This is a genomic window from Amycolatopsis sp. NPDC059021, from assembly GCF_042739895.1.
Lineage (GTDB): Bacteria > Actinomycetota > Actinomycetes > Mycobacteriales > Pseudonocardiaceae > Amycolatopsis.
The window spans coordinates 9,325-33,254 of sequence record NZ_JBHYIQ010000057.1; the positions used below are offsets into that span (position 1 = coordinate 9,325).

General features: G+C 66.0%; 15 protein-coding genes. 9 read left to right on the forward strand and 6 right to left on the reverse strand.

From position 1 onward, the window contains the following. The first annotated feature begins 61 nt into the window (after window positions 1–61). The 3 genes from ACFWX1_RS29125 (at window position 62) to ACFWX1_RS29135 (ending at window position 2,858) form a co-directional block, all read left to right on the forward strand. Window positions 62–1,018, forward strand: a complete 957-nt coding sequence (locus tag ACFWX1_RS29125) for a class F sortase (protein WP_378392647.1) — start codon at window positions 62–64, stop codon at window positions 1,016–1,018. Between the two features lie 1,028 nt (window positions 1,019–2,046). Continuing rightward, entirely contained in the window at window positions 2,047–2,385 is a 339-nt protein-coding gene (locus ACFWX1_RS29130; protein WP_378392649.1) for an ArsR/SmtB family transcription factor, read from the forward strand. Beyond that, window positions 2,382–2,858, forward strand: a complete 477-nt coding sequence (locus tag ACFWX1_RS29135) for an SRPBCC domain-containing protein (protein ID WP_378392651.1) — start codon at window positions 2,382–2,384, stop codon at window positions 2,856–2,858. Before ACFWX1_RS29130 ends, ACFWX1_RS29135 begins: the two co-directional genes overlap by 4 nt. A 150-nt stretch (window positions 2,859–3,008) precedes the next feature. Here ACFWX1_RS29135 and ACFWX1_RS29140 read toward each other — a convergent pair whose 3' ends face one another. The 3 genes from ACFWX1_RS29140 to ACFWX1_RS29150 form a co-directional block, all read right to left on the reverse strand. Further along, window positions 3,009–3,290 carry a hypothetical protein gene (locus ACFWX1_RS29140; RefSeq protein WP_378392653.1) on the reverse strand — a complete coding sequence of 94 codons (282 nt, stop codon included), beginning with the start codon at window positions 3,288–3,290 and terminating at the stop codon, window positions 3,009–3,011. Window positions 3,291–4,658: 1,368 nt separating this feature from the next. After that, window positions 4,659–6,908 carry an EAL domain-containing protein gene (locus ACFWX1_RS29145; RefSeq protein ID WP_378392655.1) on the reverse strand — a complete coding sequence of 750 codons (2,250 nt, stop codon included), beginning with the start codon at window positions 6,906–6,908 and terminating at the stop codon, window positions 4,659–4,661. Further along, window positions 6,905–7,465 carry an RNA polymerase sigma factor gene (locus ACFWX1_RS29150; protein WP_378392657.1) on the reverse strand — a complete coding sequence of 187 codons (561 nt, stop codon included), beginning with the start codon at window positions 7,463–7,465 and terminating at the stop codon, window positions 6,905–6,907. Before ACFWX1_RS29150 ends, ACFWX1_RS29145 begins: the two co-directional genes overlap by 4 nt. Window positions 7,466–8,043: 578 nt before the next feature. Between ACFWX1_RS29150 and ACFWX1_RS29155 the strand changes: the two genes are divergently transcribed. The 5 genes from ACFWX1_RS29155 to ACFWX1_RS29175 all read left to right on the forward strand — a co-directional run bounded on the left by ACFWX1_RS29155 (window position 8,044) and on the right by ACFWX1_RS29175 (window position 15,190). After that, on the forward strand, window positions 8,044–8,874 hold the full coding sequence (locus tag ACFWX1_RS29155) for an SAM-dependent methyltransferase (RefSeq protein ID WP_378392659.1): 831 nt from the start codon (window positions 8,044–8,046) through the stop codon (window positions 8,872–8,874). 591 nt (window positions 8,875–9,465) lie between these two features. Next, window positions 9,466–11,772 (forward strand): Z1 domain-containing protein, encoded by a 2,307-nt coding sequence (locus ACFWX1_RS29160; RefSeq protein ID WP_378392661.1) that lies wholly within the window; start codon window positions 9,466–9,468, stop codon window positions 11,770–11,772. A 366-nt stretch (window positions 11,773–12,138) separates the two neighbouring features. Next, complete coding sequence (locus tag ACFWX1_RS29165) at window positions 12,139–13,593, forward strand: hypothetical protein (protein ID WP_378392663.1); 1,455 nt, start codon at window positions 12,139–12,141, stop codon at window positions 13,591–13,593. Between the two features lie 200 nt (window positions 13,594–13,793). Next, the gene (locus ACFWX1_RS29170; RefSeq protein ID WP_378392665.1) at window positions 13,794–14,648 is read left to right on the forward strand and encodes a TIR domain-containing protein; all 855 of its coding nucleotides are present in this window, start codon (window positions 13,794–13,796) and stop codon (window positions 14,646–14,648) included. Beyond that, window positions 14,648–15,190, forward strand: coding sequence for a hypothetical protein (locus ACFWX1_RS29175; RefSeq protein WP_378392667.1), 543 nt, complete (start codon window positions 14,648–14,650; stop codon window positions 15,188–15,190). The genes ACFWX1_RS29170 and ACFWX1_RS29175 overlap by 1 nt, the downstream gene beginning before the upstream one ends. Window positions 15,191–15,395: 205 nt before the next feature. Here ACFWX1_RS29175 and ACFWX1_RS29180 read toward each other — a convergent pair whose 3' ends face one another. Next, on the reverse strand, window positions 15,396–16,838 hold the full coding sequence (locus ACFWX1_RS29180; RefSeq protein WP_378392669.1) for a hypothetical protein: 1,443 nt from the start codon (window positions 16,836–16,838) through the stop codon (window positions 15,396–15,398). After that, window positions 16,835–20,290: an AAA domain-containing protein gene (locus ACFWX1_RS29185; RefSeq protein ID WP_378392671.1), complete on the reverse strand. Its 3,456-nt coding sequence runs from the start codon at window positions 20,288–20,290 to the stop codon at window positions 16,835–16,837. Before ACFWX1_RS29185 ends, ACFWX1_RS29180 begins: the two co-directional genes overlap by 4 nt. Window positions 20,291–20,653: 363 nt before the next feature. Between ACFWX1_RS29185 and ACFWX1_RS29190 the strand changes: the two genes are divergently transcribed. Then, window positions 20,654–21,493, forward strand: coding sequence for a hypothetical protein (locus tag ACFWX1_RS29190; RefSeq protein ID WP_378392673.1), 840 nt, complete (start codon window positions 20,654–20,656; stop codon window positions 21,491–21,493). Window positions 21,494–22,396: 903 nt separating this feature from the next. Here the strand turns inward: ACFWX1_RS29190 and xerC are convergent. Continuing rightward, window positions 22,397–23,896: a tyrosine recombinase XerC gene (gene xerC, locus ACFWX1_RS29195; RefSeq protein WP_378392675.1), complete on the reverse strand. Its 1,500-nt coding sequence runs from the start codon at window positions 23,894–23,896 to the stop codon at window positions 22,397–22,399. Window positions 23,897–23,930: the final 34 nt, after the last annotated feature.

Genomic DNA, 23,930 nt, shown 5'->3' on the forward strand with positions numbered 1-23,930 from the left:
GGTGTGGCCCTGCCCCGGCCACACCACACCACCCCTCCCCCTCCGGCCACTGGAGCAGGTCATGTCTGTGGTCAAGGACGTCGTAGTGCGCGGCACCGCCAACGAATCGGGCCGCGAGCACGCATCGGGAGCGAAGGCCACGGCAGGGTTCGGCCGAATCCAGACCCGGCTCGCCTTGCTCGCGCTGGTCGGCCTGGCATGGATGCTGTCGGCCGTCACCATCCTGCCGGGCAACACCGGCTTTGCCGTGGTGAGCGCGTCCCTCATCATCATCGGCGCGGCCGGCTGGGAGACGCTCTACGACGCCGGCCGGCAGCTGCGCCGGGACAAACACTGGTCGGGCCTCACGCCACGTCCCGCGTTCGGCGCTATCACCGCGGCCGTGGCCGCCGCGGCGGCCTTCGGGCTGGTAATCAGCCTGACCGCCGACATGATGCCATCACCAGCCGCGACAACCGCCGCGCCTGGCATGACGCACGCCGCTCCGGCCTCACCGTCATCTCCCCAGCCCGTGCCGCCGACCCGGCCGGTCGTCGCGGTCAACAACCCCACCGTCCGAGTGACCCCGATCGCGGTGCACATCCCCAAGCTCGACGCCCGCTCGTCGCTGATCAAGCTCGGTCTTGACGCGAACCAGCACATGCAAACCCCGTCGGTGGCCACCCCGATGCAGGCCGGCTGGTACGAGCCGGGACCGGCGCCCGGCCAGACCGGGCCCGCGGTGATCGTCGGTCACATCGACGGCGCGACCCAACCCGGCATCTTCTACCGGCTGCACGAACTCGCGCCGGGCGACCGCGTCACCGTCGAACGCGCGGACGGCTCCGTCCTCACCTTCGCGGTGCGCCGAAGCGTCCGCGCCCCCAAAGACCACTTCCCCACCAAGGAGGTCTACGGCCGCACCGCCGGCCCGGAACTGCGTCTGATCACCTGCGGCGGCTCCTACGACCGGACCGCGGGTTCCTACCGCGACAACATCATCGTTTTCGCGCAACTCGAAGGAGAACAGCAGCCATGATCTAGCACAAGCAAACTCGCTACGGTGAAAACGTTCAGGTCATGGTGTTCCCGCGCCCTGGACAGGTTCATGGTCGGTGTCCTGGTCCTCTGCCGGCGCGTCGCTGCTACTGGCCGTCGTGGCTGGGCCGGCGTGCAGCGCGGAGGTGATCGCGTGGTAAATCGGTGTTGGCTCGTCGTCTGCACGGTCGACGTCCGCCGCCGACGATGCGTGTTTGCCGCGAACTTCCATGGCCCGGCATCCTGCCCGACTGTGCGGGAACCCGAAGCTCTGGTATGCGCCCCACGGGCACCGGTCCCACGGCTCGCCGAAGCCCGGAGCGCACCCTCCATACGAGTGATGCACCCGAGAATCCATGGTGCGCGCACACCACGGGTAGCACCGCCGGAACACCTCCGTGCATGCGGCTCACCCGGGTAGCACAGCCGGATGCCGCGCGGCGTGTTGCCGGAACGCGCCGCCACGCCGGCATCGGCCGGCGTAATTCACTCGCCTGAGGGACGCAAACCCTCAGTGGCTGACACCACTCTCGGTCGCGATCCTGATGTCGAGTGGTGACGATCCGCTCCACCCCACCGCTTGGAGACCGGAACAGCTGGACGCCAGGAACGGGAGCGGGGGACGGCCCACGCCCACGCTGTTTAGCACTTGGAGCGACCGTGCGGTCGTGACGACGTCGGTGTGTGGCCCCCCGCGCCACGCACGGCTGCCGACGGAATCCGCTGAACAGCTAGTTGGATCTTGGAACAGTCACGCTCGGACCCAATTGATCGAGCCACTACATCACTAGCCGCCTGTCTGAGAAGTTGAAATCCGTTGGGGCGCAAGGCACCTAGCTGATGTCAGGCTGGTTTTGCCCAGCTCAGGTTGTGGATGGTAACCGGGTTCTACGGTGATGGGTGTGGTTCGGCAGCGGATGCCGCGGCGGCGATCCGCTCGGTTACCGCGTCCAGGAAGGTCCATCTTACCGGCGTCGACCAATACTTAGCCCTTGCGCTCAGTATCAGCGGTAAGCAATACTTAGCCGTATGGCACAGTATTCGGCGCAGCTGGATGGCGTGTTCGTCGCGCTCGCCGACCCGACCCGGCGCGCCGTCGTGCGGCGCCTCGGGCGCGGGCCGACGAGTGTCGGCGACCTCGCGCGCGAGTTCCCGATGACCCTCCCCTCGTTCATGAAGCATGTGCGGACGCTCGAATCGGCCGGGCTCATCCGCACGGTCAAGTCCGGCCGGGTGCGTACCTGCGTGCTCAGCCGCGAGCGGCTCGCCCTCGTCGACGACTGGCTCGCCGAGCAGCGCCGCATCTGGGATGAGCGCACTGACCGCCTCGAACAGTTCGCCACTGCCCCGGAGGAGAACAAACCGTGAACCCCGATTTCGACCTCGGCCTGGAGCGGATCATCCGAGCTCCGCGCGTGACCGTGTGGAACGCGTGGACCGACCCGGCCCGGCTCGCACAGTGGTGGATCCCGGCGCCGACACGCTGCCGGGTGGACCGCCTCGAGACCTGGCCCGGTGGGGCGTTCGTGACGCGGATGAGCGACGACGGGGCCGAGTTCGTCCCGCACCTGGATGCATGCTTCCTCGCCGTCGACGAACTTGAGCGGATCGTGTTCACCAACGCGGTCGACAGCTCGTGGCGTCCGGCCAACCCCGCCCCGGTCGCGATGACCGCCACGATCACGTTCCGCGAGCACCCGGACGGCACGGACTACCGGATCGTCGTCCGCCACGGCGACCCGGAAGCCCGTGCCCTGCACGAAAAACTCGGCTTCGCCGACGGCTGGGGCACGGTCACGGGTCAGCTGGCCGCATTCGCTGAGAACGCGGCCGAACGATGAAGATCACTCTCAAGGCGGCCGCCGACGCGGGGGGTATGGCGGCGCTCATCGAACTGTTGGCCCCCGAGTCCGTCTATGTCGCCGACGGCGGCCGCCTTCAACGCCGAGCGCCGACCGGGCCGTGGTCGACCCAGCACGGCCGAGTCTGCATCAGGACGGCGCAGGTGCTGGCCGCGTCGATCGCGTCGGGGTGGTGGCCGATCTCGCGCCACTCACCGATGGCAGTCTGCGATCGGGGACTTGCTTTGCCGACGAGGTCGCGGGCCCGACGATCTTACCTTTTTCCAATCCAATGCCGTGGTTCGTCGCTACCTTGGGTATCGCAGCTCCGGTGATCTCCGACAAGTTCTCCAAAACCACATAGTCAGTATTCAGCACGATGTCGGGGTCGCCTGGCACTGACGTATTGCCCGCTTCTTCGGTCACGCTCATCACCAGTCGATACCAGCAGGCACCGCGAAGCTGTCAGCCCCACGACGGCGGGAGAACGGATACCCCACGGATTCTTCGAAAATGAAACCAAAGGAGAACAAATGCCATATCGGTCACGAGTCCGCGCGCTGCTCCATGAGGTGAACGAAGGGATCAGATGATGACGGTACAGAAGCTGGCCAGCAGGTTTGCTGTTACTGCGATCGCTACGGCGATCGCAGTAACAGCCCCCTTAGCGGGGGTTACCACCACAGCGGCTGCCGCGAGCCACGGTTCTTCAATCGAACCCTCTAGCCACGAAACTCCCAGCAGTGTGAACGGCGTCAAGGGTGTGCAGCCTCTGGGGTGGCCGACCGATTGCCACTGGGAACTCCTTGGGTACGCAGTGGCCGCCATGTGCGCACAAGACAACGGAGGTTCCTATCAAGCTATTGCCATCTGCAGAAGCGCCGAAGGCGTTATTACATACCGATACGGAAACTGGGATCGCAACAGAAGGCCCTCATATGCCTATTGTCAAGGAACCGAAAGATCACAGTCTGGCGGCATAAGCCTTAAGGCCGATTGACCAAATCAGGTTAAAAAGGTTAAATCGCCAAGCTTCACTAAGTGGCCACCATATCACCAGGGTCACACAAAGATCAAATTATGGAAGGATAAGGCGGAGATGAGACCAAAGATTAGAAGCCTACTTGCAATAGCGGGAATGTTGGCGACATGCTCATTCTTGACCGCCCCGATCAGCGCCGCCTCGCCTGCATCCGCTTTGTGGCCTGAGCATTGCAGAGACTGGCAGGCCGGAGGAGACTGGAAGGCGGCATGTAATTCTGGCACGGGACATTACAAAGCGACGGTATTGTGCAAGTCATTGCTCACCGGTGAAGAGATTTATCGTGAACCGCCGGCCTGGACATCCATTCCCTATACTTCTCAGGTTTGGTGCCCGCCTAATACGAACCCGTTCAGCGGGGGTATTCTGTCCAGGAATGACTAAAGATGAGACAAGGTCTCGTCGGCGTGAATTCGTCGCAGAGTGCCCGTCTTCCCCGGTGGGGCGAGGCGGATGCGGGAGACCGTGTTGCCATGTACTGAGTTCCTGTCCGGATACTCGAAAACTATTGCGGGGCAACGCATCGCACTGAGTTCCGATTGATCTGGCTAGGTCGGGGGCCGGGCTCAAGTCCATCAATGCTATAAGGCTCATTCACAGTCCCGAACAGGGTCGGCCGCCCCCTGTACGAGGCCTGCTTCGTGGATCCGTTCATCGACGACGTACACCGTCGAGCTGGACTGGCAGAGGTCTGGCACCGACGACGTCAGTACACCCCAAGATAGCCGAGGGCCCGCAATACTGCGGGCTCTCGGCTATCAGCTGATCGCGGTGGCTGCGGTAGCGGTGGAGGCAAGGTAGAGGTCGAATCCCAGGTTCTCTCGTATGGGGAATGTGCTGTCGGTTAGGGCGCGGGCGCCGAAGGCGTGGATGGTGTCCAATGCGGCACGCAGCGGTGTTTCTCCGGCGGGAGTGGTGGTCAGCGCGGTGACAGTGCCGGCGGGGAGGGCGATGGTGGTCCACGGGACAGTGGTAAAGGCCTGGATGGGCAGGTGGTCGTCCAGGACGCCAGTCAGCGCCAGCTCGATTCCGGCATGGGTGGAGGGCAGTTCGGCCAGTCGGCGCAGGATGGCTGGGTTTCCGGTCAGGGTGTGCGCGGGGATGGCGAGCTGTAGCTGCCCGGGCCGCAGCCCGGTGGTGGCGACGGTGGCGGTCAGGCTGTCGAGCAGGGGCTCGTCGTGCACGGTGTGCCCGGGCAGCAGCAGCTGAACGGTCGGCGTGCGCCCGTCGCGGGCCCAGGTCGCGGCGTCGCGGGCGGCGAGGGTGAGGGTGTGTGGGAGGACGGTGGCCAGCAGCCCGGTCTGATCGGCCAGGGTCACGACCTGTTCGAGGTTGCGGCGGGCGCCGTCGCGGATCCAGTAGGGCAGCGGGCGGACACCGGCGAGGGTGCCGTCGGTGGTGTGGATGGGTTGGTAGTCCAGGCGGAGGCGTCCGGTGTCGACGGCGGTGGCCAGTTCGGCGAGCAGTTCGAGGGCGTGGTGGTCGTCGTGGTCGTCGGTGGTGTCGGCGTGGATCCACGGGTCGCGGGTGTCGGCGGTGTGGTGCAGGGCTCGGCGGGTGCGGCGCAGCAGGTCATCGAGGGTGTGCTCGGGGCGGGCCTCGGCGATGCCGATGCGGGGTTGCAGCCGGATCTGGTGGGCGTCGAGCCGGACGGGGTCACGGAGCCAGTCGGCGAGTTGTTTGACCAGACGGATCACGGTGGACCAATCGGTGAGTTCGTAGAGCAGGACGAGGACGTCGTCACCGCTGCGGCCGGCGAGCTGGCGGTGCCGAGCGGGGTCGTGGGCGGCGCGGATGCGGGTGTGCAGCTGGGCGAGCAGCCGGGCGCGCATGTCGTGGGGCAGAACGTGGTCCAGGCTGGCCCACCCGGCCAGCCGGATGGTCAGCAGCGCGGCGTTGCCGGGGCTGTCGGCGAGGATGCGGCGGGTCTGGGCGGCGAACGCGGGTTCGGTCAGCAGCCCGGTCGTGGGTTCGATGTCGATGCTGTGTTCCAGGCCGCGCAGGAAGGTGATGTCCTCCAGGACCGCGCTGATGCCGCGCTGGCCGTCGCCGACGTGGCCGAGGGCGGCGGTGACCCAGCGGGGGTTCTGGTGGTGCGGGTGTTGAACCCGGAACTCGGTGTGCACCTGCCCGGAGGTGGGTGACTTGGCGGTGGTGCGGCGCAGGGTGTGCAGGGCGCGGCGGATCTGGTCGGCGTCCTCGGCGCAGCGGGCCAGCTCGGGCAGAGTCAGGGCGCGCAGCTGGGCACGGGTACGGCCGAGCAGGGTCTGCGCGGTGGCGTTGGCTTCGATGATCATGCCGAACTCGTCGAGGGCCAGCACCGCGGTGACGGTGTCGGCGACCGCCGCCCGGAACCGGTGGGCCGGTCCTGCGGTGTCGCGGTCGCTGGCCGGGTTTCCCAGGTGCAGGAACGCGGTGGTGAGCACCGCTTGTTCGTCGCGGACCCGTTCCTGCAGTCCGGCGGCGAAGCCGCCGGCGAACTCCCCGATCACCCGGGCCTTGACGCGGCGTGCGGTGTCCGGGACGTATTCGTGGGCCAGGTCCGAGAGCATGCTCACGCACACGCCCAGGGTGTCGGCGGTCAGTTTCTGCACATACGCGAGTTCGTGCCCGACCTGCGCCGGCACCGGGTAGGGCCCGGCGGACTCGAACAGCAGCTCGGGATCGCTGACCGGGGCGCCCAGGTGCGCGAGCAGGATCGCGGTCCACCGGCCGAACAGGTGCTCGGCGAACTTGTGGTGGATCTGCAGGAACGTGCGGGACGCGAGAGCACGGTGCCAGCGGCGGCCGAACTCGAGTGCCTCCTCGGCCGTGGGCGCCAGCCACGGCGGTGTGCCTGCCTCGGCTGCGGCTTCCACGGCGCGCTCGATCTGCGGGTCGGCGATGGTGGGGCTGCTGGTGTCGCGGACGGTCCGGATCCAGGCCAGTAGCGCGTCCGCGGCCGCGGTCGCAGCGTCCTGGCTGGCGGGGTCCTCGGGGCCGATCGGGGTGGACGCCGGCGGTGTCATCGTGATGTCCCTTCGCTCGTATCGTCCTCGTGGTGAGCCGCGCGGAGCTTGGCGATGAGGTGGTTGCGTGCCTTGCTGAGATACGTCTTGATCGTCTCGACACTCAGGCCCATGTATTCGGCTATCTCGGCGTGCGTCCAGCCCTTCTGGAACAGGGTCAGCGGCAGTCCGAGGCGGCGGGGAAGCTCACCAACGGCCTCGAGAAACAACAACGTCTCCCCCGGCCTCGGCGGCGCCCAGACCAGGTGCGCCACGTTCACCAGCTCCGCGCACTCATCCACCGGCTCGTGCCCGAAATCCCGGTCTCGCAAGGCGTCCACCGCCTTGTTCCGCGCGACCTTGTACAGCCATTTCACCTTCTTCCCCTCGATGGTGTTCCACTGCAGGAACAGCGCCAGCATCGCCGCCCCCACCACGTTGTCGTGATCGACTGAGGGGGCGATCTGGCGAACGAAGTTGGTCAATCGCACGCGTTCGGCGTTGAAAATCGCCGTGAGCTCCTCATAATCCTGCTCCGTCCACGGGTGCCGCACCGGAGGTTGAGCCGCATCGCTCACTCGATACCCTGCGCCCTGTCGGGCGGTCCGACCACCACAGCCAGCACCACACCAGGAGCATCGGCGCGGGTCCCAGGCGCCGTCACCGCGACGATCCCCGACGTGGACGAGCGCGCCAGACGACTCGCCGCTTGACAGCCCACGGCAACAACCCACCACTGCAGCAACGCCGCAGCACAGCAACGGCCCGCGCGCACCGCCGTGGGCCCGAACCGCACCGAGGCCAGCACAACGGACACCGCCGCAAGAAGCGGCGGCCAGTTCAACGACATTAGGAGTAGCCTTTCTTACTCTCGGTGGGGACATGAATGGCGCAACCGGGGCAATAGCAACGCCGACACCAGTTACTCGGTAAAAACCCCAGATTCCGACGCCGCATCCCCCAAAAGAGCCCGAAGCTACCCATTCGGATGAAGATCACCACGAGATGTCGCGCCCGCAGGAGACAGCGCAGCCTGCCGACGCGCATGCGCTACGGCAAACGAGGGGATGACCGCTCGGGGATGGTGACCGCCTGAGCGGTGGATGCCGTCCGGGGCAGGCGATTGTTAGCCTGATTCCTCGGAGATGGAGGAACCGTGCCGGACGAGCCCTCGCAGCCCGACACCCCCGACGACCGCCTCGTCGACATCGAAAGACCCAGCGTCTCCCGGGTGTGCGACTGGTTGCTCGGCGGCTCTTACAACACCCCCATCGACCGAGACTTCGCCGAGCAGATCCTGCGGATCTTCCCCGCCGCCAAGACCATCGCACGGGACAGCCGTAACTTTCTCCGCCGCGTCGTCGCCCACCTCATCGACCGCGGCGTACACCAATTCATCGACGTCGGCTCCGGCATCCCCACCGTCGGCAACACCCACGACGTCGCCCGAGCACTACACCCCGACGCGCGCGTCGTCTACGTGGACAACGACCCCGTCGCCGTCGCGCAAAGCAACCTGCTCCTACGCCATGACCCTCACGCGATCGTCATCGACGCTGACCTACGCCGACCGGCCGACATCATCGACAACCCCGCCGTCCGCGCCGCACTCGACTTCACCCGGCCGATCGCGTTGCTGATGATCGCCATTCTGCATTTCATCCCCGACGCCGACGACCCCGCCGCCATCATCAGTGCTTACCGCACCGTACTTCCCCCCGGTAGCTACCTGGCGATCTCCCACCTCACCGACGAAACGGCCACCCCAGTCGTACGTGAGCAGGTACGTGGAGCCACTACGAAATACCAGGCCACCACCAGACAGCTCATTCCCCGCACCCGCGCCACCCTCGACATCTGGCTCCGCGGGACCGAGTTGCTCCCACCCGGGATCACCACCGCCCACAGCTGGAATCCCGACGACAACCTGCCGACCAACACCGAACACGAACTGCTCCTCGGCGCCGTAACCCGCACCCACTTCTGAACACGCCCGATGCGACCGCTACACGCGTCGAAACCGAGCGGACCTCCCGCCACACACGTACGGCTCCTGGCCTTCCGGCCGGCTATCGTGCCCAACACAACATATTGGTTTCCTCTCTGCCACCCTTACTCGGCACTGAGAGGCGGCGGCCCCGGATCGGTCACACGCGGCGTTGAGGCACGTTAACGATGACCTAACCACCAGATGATGGCGGTTACCAGGGCACCGCCTGCCGCAGTAGCCATTCCTTTGGCCAGGGCAAGAATCATGACGTTCCCGAGCCGTCTGAGTACTCGTCGCCTGCGTGCTTTACCCGCCGGTACGGGAGGTTGCAAGGAGGGGTCGACTGGATGCACTGCGCTCCTTCCACCGGAGATATTTGCCCAGGATCAGGGGCGAGGGTGGTGGTGCGTCGAGTGCAACGCGTTGCGAAATCCCGTGCAACAGCTGCGCGAAGCGGGTACGGGCGACTATCACTGTGGTGTGCATGATGGACTCAGTCACCTTGGGCCGGTGTGTGAAGACGCCCCTCTCGCTCGGCGAGCGCTCGCTACGGCGCTACGTGCGCAGTTCGATCGTCTGGAGATCTCTGTGCGCGGATACGCCGGTAAGCAGGGCCGATCTCCAAGCTCCGTCACTCGGTACCTGAACGCCTCGAACTTGCCGCCTGAGGACTTCGTCGATGACCTGATGCATGAAGTCACGCAACGCCATGGACCATTAAACCCTGGCGACACCGCGCGTTTGAAAGACCTTTATCGCGCCGCTCAAGACGCACAACCTGGCGGCTGGGGGCACACCAAACGCCTGAAACGGGAAGCGACCCAGGCAAAGGCGCGGGCTCGCGCCGCTGAACTGGAAATGCAGGCAGTGGCCGAGGAACAGCGCATGACCCAACGCCGACTCGAACAGACGCTGGCGATACTGGACGAGTACCGGCAAGTCCCGCCGCACGGCCAACCGGATCGGCAGCTCAAACCGCGACAGGCAGAACGAGAACTCCAGTCCATAGAGGATCAGCGGCTGAGGGCGGAACTGGCGGCCTCGCAACTGCTGCTGAATTCGGCGAATGAACGCATAACGGAGCTTGAGCATGCATGTGCGTCGCTGCGGGCACACCACGCGAAGACAGAGCCTCCACCCGCGACAGTGACGGACGATGCCAAGTGGGCACCGTGGTACCGGCCTCGCCAGCAGGAACAACCCACCTACTGGCATGCTTATGCACAGCTTCTCGCGGCCAAAGGCTGGTCGCCTGCGGAGATAACGAGTGCAGACGCGGCAACGGATCAGGTCGTCGAGCGACTCGCGGACCCTACGGCCAGCGAGGCATACCAGGCGAAAGGCATGGTGCTCGGCTACGTGCAGAGCGGGAAGGCCGCGAATATCACGGGCCTCGTCGCCAAGGCCATCGATGCCGGATACCGGATGGTGATCGTCCTGAGCGGACCGCAGAACGTCCTGCGACACCAGTTGCAGCAACGCCTCGACGAGGAACTGCCTTCCCTGCCGGGCACAGGGAGCATCATCAGGTTGACCGACCAGGAAATGGACTACCGCCGCCTCGCCGACCGACTCGGTACCATGGAATTCTGGAAACGATTCCCAGAAGCCCCCTTCAACGATGAACGCAATCTCCAAAGTACACCGACGCGGCTGATGGTGGTAAAGAAGAACACTGCGGTGTTGACGAAGCTCGTCAACGATCTACAGACAGTCCGCATGCCGCTCGACGAGGTTCCCACGCTGATCATCGACGCCGACGCCGACGCCGATCTGTCCGGTGGTGGATCCACGAGAAACAGGACGACTGTCGGCGCACTCGTCTCGAAGCTGTTGGCAATCCTGCCGAGGTCGCAATACGTGTCCTATGCCACGAGCCCGATCGTGGATGCCTTCGTGGATCCCGACTACGCCGAAGATCTGTTTCCCCGCGACTTCATCGTGTCACTGCCACGACCTCAGGGTTATCTGGGCACCCGCGAATTCCACTACCTCGACACTGCCGCGTCGACGACGTCGGGAAATTTCGTCCCATCTCGGGACAGGTCGCACGTCCGGCGGGTCGCCCTCGACGACGCTGACCTCCGCGAGGCGATGGACATGTTCGTGCTCACCGCCGCGGTGAAGGCCTTCCGGGAATCGGTGGGCGACGGCGACTTCCCGCGCCACACCATGTGCGTGCAGAGCTCACCGCGTATCGACGCCCGCACGGGGGTCCGGGCGCGCCTCGACACGTTGTGGGGGACAGGTGACTACGGCGGACTAGGTGGACGGGAACGTCTTCGCGCGTTGTTCGAAGCAGACGTCCTGCCGGTTTCTCGCGCCTGCGGTGGAAGTCATGCACTCCCAGCCTCGTTCAGCCAGCTGCTCCCGAGCCTTGACACAGCGCTCAACCGGATCGGCAACCACCCCGTCGTGACCAAGGCCGAGCTCGACCAGGAACATCCCTGGAAGATCTTCGTCATCGGGAACAAGACCAACTACGACATCCCCAGCGAGGGCCTGACAATCACCTACCTTCGAGACACGACATTCCGCTTCCTCAGATCGCCGACACTGGGCCACTGGTTCGGCATCCGAACCGGGTACCAAGACTTGGTCCGCCTTTACGTCAGCGCTCCCACCTCGGCAACCAACGGTCCCGACCTCTACACGACGTTCGTAACCTTATGCCATCACGAGGAAATACTTCGTGAAGAGCTGATCAATCGCCATGGAATCATCACGCCGGCCGAGATACCTCCCTTGCTCATCAAACGACTTCGAGACATCTCTAAAACCCTCACGGCGCACAAAGCGGACCTCAGCAGTTCCGACCTGATGAATCCACCGGCCGCTGGGCCAGCCAGCGGTCGCACGCACCCCGAGAGTGCCAGCGGTCAGTTTTCGGCATAGTAACCGGCCTTGCAGGTGGGCGGAGATTCTCGGCCATAAGTCGGCGAGCCACGCGAGCGGGTCGGTTCGGATATGCCACCGGGAGCGGGGATCGCTCGTCACGCCCAGTCTCAGGGAGGAACGCACACGAGGTGTATTGTTTACTCCGAGCCATCAGCGCGGTGGCTCGGCCGCTGCCACGACCAGCCCACACCTGGTCGGCGGGCGACGATCGGCCCAAGTCTCCTGGCCACGCGCACGATGTCACCCGCATGTCCGCACACGCTCGAAGTGACGGGGTCGGGGTGTGGCAGACCTTGTCCAGACAGGCGAGACATGTCCGAGTTTCCCCGGGCGACCAGGCACGAGGTTGGTCTCCTGAGCCTCTTGGAGGACATCACCACCAGGCAGGCGCGTGAACGCCTCAATGGCGCCTGCGGTGCCCAGGCCCGCGACTCCGCCTGGCGCACGGTCAAGTCGTTCCGCGCCGTGGTCGAGGAGCGTATGGCCTCAGCTGGCGAAACGCGGCAGGAAGCCGAAGAGGTGCTGCGCGCCGAGTGGGACCTGCTGCCGGAGACGATGTTTCCCGAGGTACAGCGGCGCGACACGCCGTGGGGCAACCTCTACGGCGTCCGTGTGCGCTGCGAGCGCACTGGCGGTGGGCACACGCAGGTGCGCGAGGGCGTGATCCTGCCGCCTCCGAAGCCGCACGCCTATCAGGTCCGCATCGGTCTCACCGCGCCGACCCGCCGTCACAAGCCGGGCGCGGTGCTGACGATCGACGCCCGCCGCTGGCAGATGACCCCGGGCCCCCACGAGGTCACAGACCCGCCGAGGTACACGGGCCGGGACATTCCCCGAGAGGTTCTCGCGACCATCCCCGAGCTGAAATCCCAGAGGTTGGTTCCCGCGCGGCTGCAGCCTGCGCTCGCGACCGTGAAGCAGGCGTCGGGCCGCAAGGACCTTTACGCGATCGCTGATGCCCAGGCCATGCCCGCGTCGCCGAAGGCCGAGCGCTCCGCACAGCGGCGACGTACCTGCAGCACCTGTTCCCGGACCTCGCGCCAAGCGTTCCCGGAGGCGTCCGATGGCCGGTTCTATTGCCCGGATCACCACACCGCTGCCGAGCAGCGCTGGGAACACGCCATGCACCGCCTCGGCCGGTCGGTCAGCGCCATCTGGGCGCGGCAGGTGCTCGAGGACGCGGCGTCGATCTTGGTCGTCCTGGTGTCCGACCTCGAACACTTGTCCATCCGGATCGAGGAACTCGATGGCACGGTACTTCTCGCCCAGGAGATGCCCGTCGCCGACATTCCCTCCGATGATGACGTCATCTTCGACCGCGTCGATCCCGAGACACTCCCCCGGTGGCTGCACTCGCCCGCTGCCCACTGCACGAGCGGCCGGCGCATCTTGTTGACCACTACGTTCGGCGCCGACGAGGACTTCGCGCGACTGCTCAGCCTTATCGAGGGGAGCACTCGCGTGCTTTGGCCTCTGCGTCCTGAACGGCGGGACTACTTGCGGTGCCGGTACGACGTCTGGCTCGGTCGCGGGCGAATGTACGACCAGCGTCATCGACTGGGGCAAGACTACCTCGGCGGTTGGTTGCCGACCCATCCCAAAGCGGGGTATGACCCGCGCGAACTGGTCAGCGAGATGCGACACCGTCTCGCCGTGATGGCCAAGACTGACTTGACCGACGACCGGGAGGCGTTCGCGACGGCATGGCTGGGCACCGAGCCCGACTCCTCGTGGAGTGTTGACGCCAAGTCAGAGCGGCTGTCACGCCGCACTGCTCTCAAGTCGACGTTCTTGACCGTCTTCGGCGACGACGCCTGACATCCAGCGACCGGGGGCAGCCGTGCTCAACTCGCCTTCGCATGGGTTGGACCGTGTACCGGCACTCCGAGGTCATCGCTCCTAGAGGCTCGTCAGCACCAACGCACGTCCAAGTCGCGCATCTGATGATCATCTGGAAGCGCTGCACCTGTCTGCTGAGGATCGCGACACCGAGCGGACCAGCCGCTACGGTACCGGCCATGGCGAGTGTGTTCCTCAGCTACACCTCCGACGATTGGGCATTGGCGGAGCGCATCAGCGACATGCTCGCCCGAGCCGGTATCCACACGACAAACGAGACCTGGGAGCTGTCCTCTCGCCGCCGAGACTGGGCGGCAGTGATTGAGCAGGATATGAAGGCGAGCGATGTCGTTGTTGTGCTCATACCCGCGGAAATCGCGTCGTCCGAAGCGGACACCGCCGAGCTCGAGGTTGCGCTCTCGCGCGACCTCGACCGGCGCGGCGTCGAACTCATCCCGATAATTGCGACACCGATGCCGGAAGCCCCGTCAACGGTTCGCCAACGGGGGTGGGTCGACCTGGCCACAGACCTCGAAGCGGGAGTCCGCGCGCTCGCCGAACAGATCCTGGCGATATCGCGGGCCGACTTCTCCACAATGAGCGATTATGGGTTTCTGAACCTAGTCGCTGATCTGCTCCAGGCGCTGGGCTTTCGACTCGAGGCCGTTGCGCAGCGGGACAGAGGCGTGGACTTGCGTGGCACATACCAGCGCACCGACCCCTTCGGGGCGCCGGAGACCGAAGTATGGCTCGTGGAGACGAAACTGTACGCACACCAGCGAGTCTCAGTCGCGAGAATGCAGCAGCTCGCCGAATTCCTCGCGCGGGAGCCGCGCGAAACACGTGGCCTGTTTGTTACAAACGCCCAGCTCACATCGATCGCCCAGGAGTTCCTGACAGAGCTGCGACGTCGGCCCGAAGTACGGTTGCAGATACTGGATGGGCCGCAACTCAAGCGGCTGCTCCGCCAGTTTCCCGATGTCACCGCGCGGCATTTCGGCGGCGAAGCAGGGCGAGGCGGGGCCCACGTCTGATGGCAAGCCCCGAGGCAATCCTGCGCGCCCGTCTCAACGCGGTCCCCCGTGGCATCTCTGCGTGGAAGCAGTTCGAGGACGTCGCGACTGACGCCCTGCAGCACCTGCTGGTGCCGCCGCTCACCGATCCGCTCCGCCAGGCTCGGTCCTACTCCGGTATCGACCGTCGCGACGCGATCTTTCCCAACCGCAACCACGGCGTACCGAACCACTGGGGACACCTTCTGCGGGAACTCAGCGCACGGATGATTGTGGTCGAGTACAAGAACTATGACAGCCAGGAGATCGGCAAAGACGAGGTGAACCAGACACGCAGCTACCTCACCAAGCCCATGGGTAACCTCGCGCTCATGATAACGACAAAGGAGCCCAACCACGCCGCACACCTCAAAAGAAACACCGTGTACAGCGAAGAAGGCAAGGTCATCGTGTTCCTGCGAGTGGAACACATCAAAGAAATGCTCTATATGAAGGAACGCGGCGAAGATCCCAGCGACTTGATTATGGACGCTATCGAGCGCTTCTACATCACGTGGGAGTAGCCTCTCGGACTCGGAACAGCGTCCCGCAGCCAGCCTGGTTGTTCACTCACGACGACGGTGTGCCGCATGGCCCGCGAGACGGTGCGCCCCCTTCCCCGTCGCTACACGATCTTCCCGGGTCGGTGTCATTATGCGAAACACGGCGGGACCTAATCCTCCGGGCCAGCCGATCCTCTCCACGGCTGGCGGTGGTGGGCGCGCAGAATCACGTGACGATCGCCGAGTCGATCACGGAGGTGTGATGGGCATATCGATCGTTGACGGCGTCGGTGGAGCGGATGAGGGTGCCCTCTTCGCGGCGGTATACCCGACTTCGGTTGTCTCGGAAGGACAGCCAGTCGAAGCTGGTGTTGACCCAGGTGTCGTCGAAGATCAGGTCGTGTGGGAGGCGATCGTCGATCCGCGCGAGGGTCAGGTTGTTATGGGCGTTGGCGAGGCGCTGGAGGCGGTCGAGAGCTTGGGGGTCGTGGTCGCTGTCGGGGTGGCCGAGGCTGTAGGCGATGCGGGCGGTGAGGTCACGTCGGCGCAGCATTGCTTGCAGCTTGGCGATCAGGTCGTCGGTGATGACGGCGTCGCGCAGGTGTGAGGTGACCAGCAGGAAGCGGTTCCGTGCGCTGACCAGCGCGGTCGTGAGCAGCTCGGGGTGTTCGAAGGTGGGAACGCAGCGGACGGTGAGCGCGGCCAGTTCGGCCCGTGCTGTGGCGCTGTCGTCGTCGGTGGGTGTGCCGTGCTCGGGTGCGGGTGGTGGTGTGTCGGCGCGCCGTTGGAGGCCGCGCACGGTGTCGTGGGGCGCGCGCTGAGCAAGCAGCTGCGGGGGGAGCGCGGGCTCGCCGAGCGGGGGCTCCACGCTGATGCCCAGCCTGTCGGCGCCGCCGGCTTCGGACAGGGCCTGGTCGTGGGGGCCGCTGACAACGTCGTCGACCACGATGGTCAGTCGCACGTCGTCGAAGCCGACGGCGGCGAACACCAATAGCACGACGGGCAGGTAGCGCAGGTGCTGGCGGGTCACGGCTTCGACCGCGAGCACCTCGACCATCTCGCTGCCGCCAGGCCTGCGGGATGCCACTCGGGCACGTTCTTGATCGCCGGGGGTGAGGAGGCGGTTGATCGCGCGTGGGGTGACCTCCCCGGTGTTCACGTCTCGTGTCCGGGCAGCGGGCAGGACAATCATCCCGCGTGCGGCGATGTCGGCCCACGTAAGCAGTTCGGACTTCCTCCGGGATACCGGGTCCCACAGGAGCCGGTCGAAGGCCTGGAGGTGGTCGGCTCGTTGGGGTGTGGTGGTCTGCAGATCGGTGACGGCTACGGTGCCGACACGGGTAAGGCTGATACGGCGTGCGCCGTGGCGCTCGGGACGTGGATCCGGGCGGTAGTCGAGGTGCTCCTCGGACAGCCGCTGGGCGACCGCGGCCCGTACCGCGTCCTCGTCGATGCCCAGCACGCCGGCGACCCCGGTGATCGTGTCCACTCCCTGCTGGCAGAACCGCAGCACGAATTCGTCGACCACGGGCAGCGGCTTACGTTGTTGCGCCAGCACTTCGAGGGTCAGCCAGGAGAACGGGATCGCCGCCTCCACCGCGGTCACCAGGTGGTAGCCGGGGTGCAGTTCGCTGTAGCGGCGCGCCGCGATGACGGTGGCGTCGGTCATGTTCGGGCCGCTCCGATCCGGCAAGTCTTGGCATGCTTGCGGATGTGGGTCAGGACCGTCCGCAGCGGTCCGGGTGCGTTGTCGCAGAAGGCGGCGTCGCCGACGATGACCAGCCCGAACCGAGACCGGGACAACGCGACGTTGATTCGCCGCCAGTGCCGTTGCCCGAGGAAGCCGAGTTCGCCGCGGTCGTTGCTGCGCACGACGGAGAAGAACGTGACGTCGGATTCGCGACCCTGGACGGCGTCGACGGTGTTGACCTCGATGTCGAGCAGCGGCGAGCCGAGTCCGGCTACGGCGCGGTGCAGTTCCTCCATCTGCTTGCGGTACGCGGTCAGGACAAGGACGCGCAACGCCCGGCCGTCGCCGGTGCTCACTGTGGCGTTCTGCAATGCCGAGCGCAGCTCGGTCAGGGCGCGCTTGATCACCTGGGTCTCGTAGTGGTTGACCATGCTGGTGCCGTTTCGGGTTTCCCTGCGTGTGCTGGAGGGGGTGGTGTCCAGCCAGGTGACCGGTTTGAACAGGCGGTCCCAGCCCCGCAGTTCCGGCTTGGCCGCCGAGTGCAGGGCGCCCTCGTAGAAGCAGGCCGAGACCAGGTCGCCGATACCGGGGTGCATGCGGTACTGCCGGGTGAGCTGGTGCCGGGCCGCTTCGGGTGCGCTGAGCAGGAGGTCCTGGAACAGGGTGCGCTCGACGTCGGCGCGTTCCAGATCGTGTCGGCGCATGAGGTCCTCGTGGTCGAGGACCTCCTCGTGCATCGGCGGGAGCTGCTTCGGGTCACCGACGAGCACCCACCGTGTGGAGCGAGCAAGTGGCACCAAGGTTTCCGTGGCGGTCGCCTTGGAGGCCTCGTCGAGGATGCAGAGATCGAACTCGAGATCCCGGACGGCCGGATGCGCCATGAAGCCGATGCAGGTCCCGGCGACCACCCGGGCCTGATGCAGGAGAACCCCTTCGAGATCCCGGCTGGACTCGATCCTCTGGAACCACTCGCCCTGCAGGGTGAGGATGTCGGCGAGCCTCCCCAGGCGCGGAATTTCCTCGGTGAGCGAGCGGACCGCGGCGCGCACGGCGGCGGCCGTCAGATCCGCGTCGGGAGGTAGCAGGGAGTCGATCTTCGCCGGCCCCAACAGGGATCCGGCGCGCTCACGCAGCTCCTGGATCCGGGTCGAGTGCCGAGTCATCTGCTCGCGCAGTGTGTCGGCGTCGGAGGTGGCGTCGTTCTCATCGGCCTCGGCTGGCAAAGTCGGTCGCGGGTGTGCTTGATTTCCGGTGAGGTCGGCCAGCTTGGCTGTCGCCGTGGCCAGGTCGTTGAGTGCGGCGACGAGTTCGAGCAGCGCGCCCGTTCCCTGGACGTCGGTCAGTTCCACCGACGCGTCCGCGGCCAGCTGGGCCAGGTGCCGCTCCGCGTTGGCGCGGATCTCGGCGACCCACAGGGGCATCCGGTGATCCAGGAGATGCCGCTGAGCTGGCTCGGCGATCCGGTCGTCCCCGGTCTTGCCGAGCCGGACGAGGTCCTCCAGCCCGGCGTCGGCCAGCCGGACCAAGGCGTTGTCGACCGCGACATGGGTCTGGCTGACCAGCAGGATCCGCGCCTCAGGGTTGCGGTGCAGCTCTTGGCGCACCAGCTCGGTGATGAACCCGGTCTTGCCGGTGCCCGGCGGCCCTTCGAGGAGGAAGAAATCCGGGCTGGCCAGCGCCCGGGTCACCGCGATGTGCTTGTCGTCGTCCAGCGTCTCGTTGAACCAGGTCGGTTCAGCACGGACGTTCGGTGCGGCGATACGCCGGGGATCGACCAGCAGGTCACGCAACTGCGGCCGGACGGCGATCCCGGACCGCACGTTGACCACGGCCTCACGTTGCCGTCTCAACGCCGCCCGGCTCGCCCTCGTGTCGAGGACAAGGTCTCCCGTGCGTGGGACGGCCGTCGGGCGCTCCGGGAACGCGAGGATGACGATCTTGCCCTGCTGCGCGACGACGACACCGGACCCGGCGGCGCGATCGTCGCGTGCGTCGGGGTCCAGGGGGCGGCAGAGCCGTTCCTGCCCGACGATCTCGGAATCAGGTGCTTTGTCCAGGCTGAACCGCACGCGCTTCCCGTCGATCTCCGCGGACCGGTAGCGCAGCGGGCCGGAGCGCGCGTGCTCGAGATCGTCCTTGGCGTCAAGCAGATCCAGCCACACGTCGAAGACACGGTTCTCGTCACGCAGCTGGTCTGCCTCGTCGACACGGGTGTAGTGCTCGTCGAGCGCGGCCAGCACCATCTCCATCGACCGCCGTGCCTCAGCCGGTGGTTGGCGGTGTGAGGTCCAGAGAACTTCTTCGGCGACGGGCCAGCCGTGCCTGCGGATCCTGTGCAGCGCGCTCTCATCGGCGTTGATCTGCTTGGTCACGATGAATGAGAGGTTGCCCGGGGCGATCGCCAACCGCAGCCGCCGGTGCTCGCCCACCAGATCGAATGTGTCGGATACGCGTCTGCCCAAGGACGGGTCGAAGAAGCGTGCGAGGTGGCTGCCGTGCGCGAACTCCGCTCGCAGGGCCCGTTCGAGGGCCTCGGCGTCTTGGTCGAACGGCGGCGGGGCGAGCTTGCGGGCGGCTGCGTCCCGGATCGTGAGCTGGGCGGCGCGCTGGGTGATCCATTTGCGGTTGCGTCGGTTCTGGATCTCGCGCAGCTCGCCGCGCAGCGTGATCGCGTTCGGAAGCCGGTCCTGCCGATTGCGGCTGGTGCACCTCCGCAGCAGCGCCTCAACGTCCCGCGGCACATCGATATCCGCGAGCGCGGCGGTGATGTGCGGATAGTCGGTGAAGGGGCCGGTGCTCAGGCAGCGCAGGACCGTCGTCGCGAACCCCCAGGTGTCGCGGGCGGCGCTGCTCATCTCGTCCAGCTCAGGTGGTGCGTAGGGGCGGGAGGTGAACTCGGCAACGGTGGCTTCGGTGACCATCCGGCTGCGAATCTTGCTGATCCCGAAGTCGGCGAGCAACGGCTCCCCCTCGTCGTTGACGAGGATGTTGGCGGGTTTGACGTCGCGGTGCACCACGTCGCGTTCATGGGCATAGGCCAACGCGTCGGCCAAGGGCAGCGCCCACCGGTCGGCGAAGTCGTCCCACCCGATCTCGTCACCTGGCGGAAGGACCTCGCGCAGCCCCTGCTCCAGCCACGGAAACACCAGATAGAACGCGTCCTCGCCGTCGTCCTCCCCGTAATCGAGCAACGAGACAATGTTCGGGTGGCTCAACCGGCCAAGAGCCTCCACCTCGCGGCGGAAGAACACCCGATGCGTCCTGTCCGTGTCGACACGCGGGATGAGCTTCACCGCGACCTGCCGCCCGGTCTCCCCATCTGTCGCCTTGACGACCGTGGACGCGCCACCTTCACGCCCCAGCTGGGGAAGAATGACGTACCGGTCGGCCACCGTCCGCAGCACGCTGCCCCTCTCGTCAACGTCGGCCACGCACCCTACCGGCCATGAACCGCGGGATCGGGCCAACACGCCAACCACGCGGAGTCCAAACTCCTCAGCCGCCGGTCGATCAGCAAAACTTCGGACCGGTTCGCGAAGGGGGAAACCGCGGGCACTGACAACGCGGAACACGCGTCCGCCGGGTCGAACCTGCTCCCGTATCGGTGCTGTACGCTTCGGCTCGGTAGCTCGCGGCTGCCGTAGAGGCTCCTCCCTTGCCCGGTTGGGAGTGGGTGCCTCTCAAGTCGTCCGGCGGGACGTCGTCCGTGCTGCAAGATCCTGTAGTTCGTTCGTGGTGTCGGCTGGACTGTTCAGCGGCGCTGGCCGGGCAGCGTGCGCTGGGAATTGGGTGCCATGCCGATCAGTGGCCACGTGTCGGACCATGACCGGTTCATCTCACGCCGCCGGTGCACGGGCGAGAGCAACAGAGAGATCAGGCGACAGCTGCGCACCGAGGCCGGGCCGCTCATGCCCTCGGCCGGCACATACCTGCAGCAGATTCTCGAAGCGGGTTTGCTGGTGGCGGCTTGCCGCGCGGTGGATGGCGTGCATTGTGTGCGGGGGACCGTCGACGGGCAGGTGCACGTGATCGTCAAGGCCGGCCTGTCTCGCCACCGCATCGGGTTGCAGGTCACAGACGAGGCACTGGATCACCTCCTTTCCGCGATCTTGCCGATGCAAATCGACGACGAGCCCTACGGGGTGATGGGATTGCGGCCGTCTCCGGCCCGCGGCCACCTCGATTTGGTGTTGCGCGAGGGTGGTCGCACCGCGCTGGCACGCCTGCATGGCGTGACGCGCGCGAGATGGCAGCAGGCCAGGGACTTCGTCCGCGACACCCGGTCACCCGCCATTCCATTCTGGGAATCCTCGCCACGCGAAACGCACATCGCCGAGGCGGGATTCACGCACCTGCGCGAGCTGTACCCCATGGGCCTGATGAGTGAGGTTCTCCGCCGGTATCTTCTGTTGAAGTCTGCGGACTGGATCGACATGCACACTGTCGGCGACGCCGCGAAAGTTCGCTGGTGCCGTGGGCCCGCAGCCACCGACGTCGCCGCCCAGCTCGCAGACCCGGTTTGCGGGATCGCCGACCTCGACGTGTGCCCGGAGCCGCTCTCCACCTCCGTGGAACGAGTCGTACTCAAACTTCCCCATCGAGGCCGACCCCGCCACGGACGTCAACGCGCGTAGCACCGATTACCAGCACATCTACGCCAAGCCCCTGCCGCGCCGCGTCAGCACACGTCCAGACTTCCGACTTGACCGCTGATGCCATCCGCGACTATCAGCTGCGTTCACACTTACCGCCAAACAATCACTATGACCACGATTATTATCCGAGAAGCCATTACCAGCCATGAAACTTAATTCATTCCGGTTTAGCCTCGGTCCCCCACCTCAAGCCATCCGCCGTCTCGTCTCCAGAGGAGCGACAGCCCGCTTCTGCCACAGGTTTGCCTCATTGAAAACCCGCCATCTGCGAGGTTCCGACACCACAGCGAGACAGCCGCTTCTTACCACGGGGGCGTTTCAGCGCGGGAATGCCGGAGCGCTAGAGTGACCGTGTCGGACCCACCCGATACGGCAAACGCACGCCAGCACCTCCATCTCGACTTCCCCAACGGGGAGGCCGGAAGTGATTCCGGCTGGTCCACTCTCGGACCGAAAAGGAGGTGAAGATCATGTGCGAATGTCGATGCAAAGTGAAAAGGAAGCGACGTGACCCACCCTGCTGGGCAGGCCACGTCAGCCTCGCCATCGCCGTGCAGCTGGCCACAAACCCGCTGTACGGCCTAGCGCACCACTGGTTGGTCTCCCGAGGGCGCTAGTTGACGGCGTGGGGGCGGGCATTTCCTGCGAGGAGATGCCCGTTCCCACGCGGTCGCAATACATCACAACCGCAGTTGCCATAATACAGCATCGTGCTGTATTACCGTTCGCACCGCCCGGCGAAGACCCGCTCTGCCTGGCCGGAACTACGGACATAGGCTTCGGGATCACCCAACTCGTCATTGGCGCACCCGCCCTGCGCTGGCCACCCGTGTCCGGCGAGACGACAGTCGCACTTGAATCCGTACTCGGGCGCGTAGTCCGCTAAGCGGCGGGCGGTAGCAGGCGGCCCTTACGGGGGATGATCGCCGCAGCGGCTTCGGCGGTGTCGTGGGCGAGTTCGGGCAGGATGTGGGTGTAGGTGTCGCTGGTGATGGCGATGCTGGCGTGTCCGAGCAAAGCCTGGACCTCTTTGAGGCTGGCTCCGGCGGCGAGGGCGATCGTGGCGGCGGCGTGGCGGAGGTCGTGCAACCGGACAGGTGGGAGCCCGGCGGCTTCGGCCAGCTCGTAGAAGGCGTCGGTGACCTTCGCTGGGTGGACCGGTGTGCCGTCCGGTTCCGTGACCACCATCCCCGATTCCTGCCACGCGTCCCCGGCTGCCAGCCGCATCCGGTTCTGGTTTTCCTTGTGCTCAAGGAGCATCTCCGTGGTGGCGAGGTCGAGCGCGACGATCCGACCGGAGGCTTCGGATTTGGGTTCGCCGAATTCGGCTTGCCAACCAACCTGGACCAGCGCAGAGGAGATGGTGATCTCCCGCTCGGCGAGGTCGGTCTCCCACCAAGGCAGGCCGCACCCCTCACCGCGACGGAGCCCGCGGTAGGCGATGAGATGGTACAGCGGGTAATACGGGTGGCCGTAGGCGAAGTCGAGGAACTCGCCGACCTGCCCGGGCATCCACACCATCACCCGCGACGGCTTCTGCCCGGTTTCGCGCCAGCGCCGGACCCGCTCCGGGGTCCACAGCAGCGCCTTCGGCCGCTTGCCTGACGGCAGCTCGACGTAGGTGGCGGGGTTGAACGTGATCAACGGGGCCGCCTTGCGTCCGCGTTTGGCGCGAATGGCGGCGTTGAGCGCGGCGCGCAGGGTGGCGCGGTAGCGCTGCATGGTGGCCGCGCTCATGGTCCGCATCCCGTAGACGCTAGCCCGCACAGCCGGGTCGCTGCTGGCGAGCGCTTCGGTGATGCGGTCGTTGCGTTCGGCCATCGCGTCGAACATCCGCGAGATGTGGTCGACGGAGAGTTCGTCGAGGAGATGGTGGCCCAGGTGCGGTTTCAGCCACAGGCGGATGTGGGTCTCGTAGGAGAGCCTGGTCGTGGCCCTCAGTTTCTTACGCCCGGCGAGCCAGCTCTCCAACCATTCGCCGACGGTGGGCATCTCGGCCGCGGTGCCCCCGCTGATCCGCGCGCGCAGCTGGTCGGGGGCGGGCAAGGGCTCCTTGGCGCGCAAGGCACGTTCGATGAGGTCGCCCACGACAGTCAGGGTTGTGCCGCCATGTTCCTCCCCGACCTCGATCAGGACCGTGATTTTGTCGAGCTGTTCCTGGGCTTGGGTCTGGGTGCTGTAGCCGCCGCGTCGTGGTGGTGTTCGGCGGGTTCCGTCCTCGCGGCGCGGGAGTTCGACTTGGTAGAACCAGGTTCCGTGGTCGGAACTCCAGGTTCCGTTGCGGCGCTTGAGTTTCGGGCACTTACTGCCGAGTTCCTTGCCGCTGTCGGAGTCGGTGCAGGCGCAGCGTTTGAAAGTGCGTCCCCTGGTACTACTGGGCATCGCGGATTTTCCTTTCCCGCAATCCGTAGGTATC

Bases quoted from the DNA above. Each gene is read 5' to 3' on its own strand.
- ACFWX1_RS29190 (WP_378392673.1), top strand. From the start codon at position 20,654: ATGCCGATCAGTGGCCACGTGTCGGACCATGACCGGTTCATCTCACGC.
- ACFWX1_RS29180 (WP_378392669.1), bottom strand. From the start codon at position 16,838: ATGACCGACGCCACCGTCATCGCGGCGCGCCGCTACAGCGAACTGCAC.
- xerC (WP_378392675.1), bottom strand. From the start codon at position 23,896: ATGCCCAGTAGTACCAGGGGACGCACTTTCAAACGCTGCGCCTGCACC.
- ACFWX1_RS29125 (WP_378392647.1), top strand. From the start codon at position 62: ATGTCTGTGGTCAAGGACGTCGTAGTGCGCGGCACCGCCAACGAATCG.
- ACFWX1_RS29145 (WP_378392655.1), bottom strand. From the start codon at position 6,908: ATGACACCGCCGGCGTCCACCCCGATCGGCCCCGAGGACCCCGCCAGC.
- ACFWX1_RS29170 (WP_378392665.1), top strand. From the start codon at position 13,794: ATGGCGAGTGTGTTCCTCAGCTACACCTCCGACGATTGGGCATTGGCG.
- ACFWX1_RS29140 (WP_378392653.1), bottom strand. From the start codon at position 3,290: ATGAGCGTGACCGAAGAAGCGGGCAATACGTCAGTGCCAGGCGACCCC.
- ACFWX1_RS29175 (WP_378392667.1), top strand. From the start codon at position 14,648: ATGGCAAGCCCCGAGGCAATCCTGCGCGCCCGTCTCAACGCGGTCCCC.
- ACFWX1_RS29130 (WP_378392649.1), top strand. From the start codon at position 2,047: ATGGCACAGTATTCGGCGCAGCTGGATGGCGTGTTCGTCGCGCTCGCC.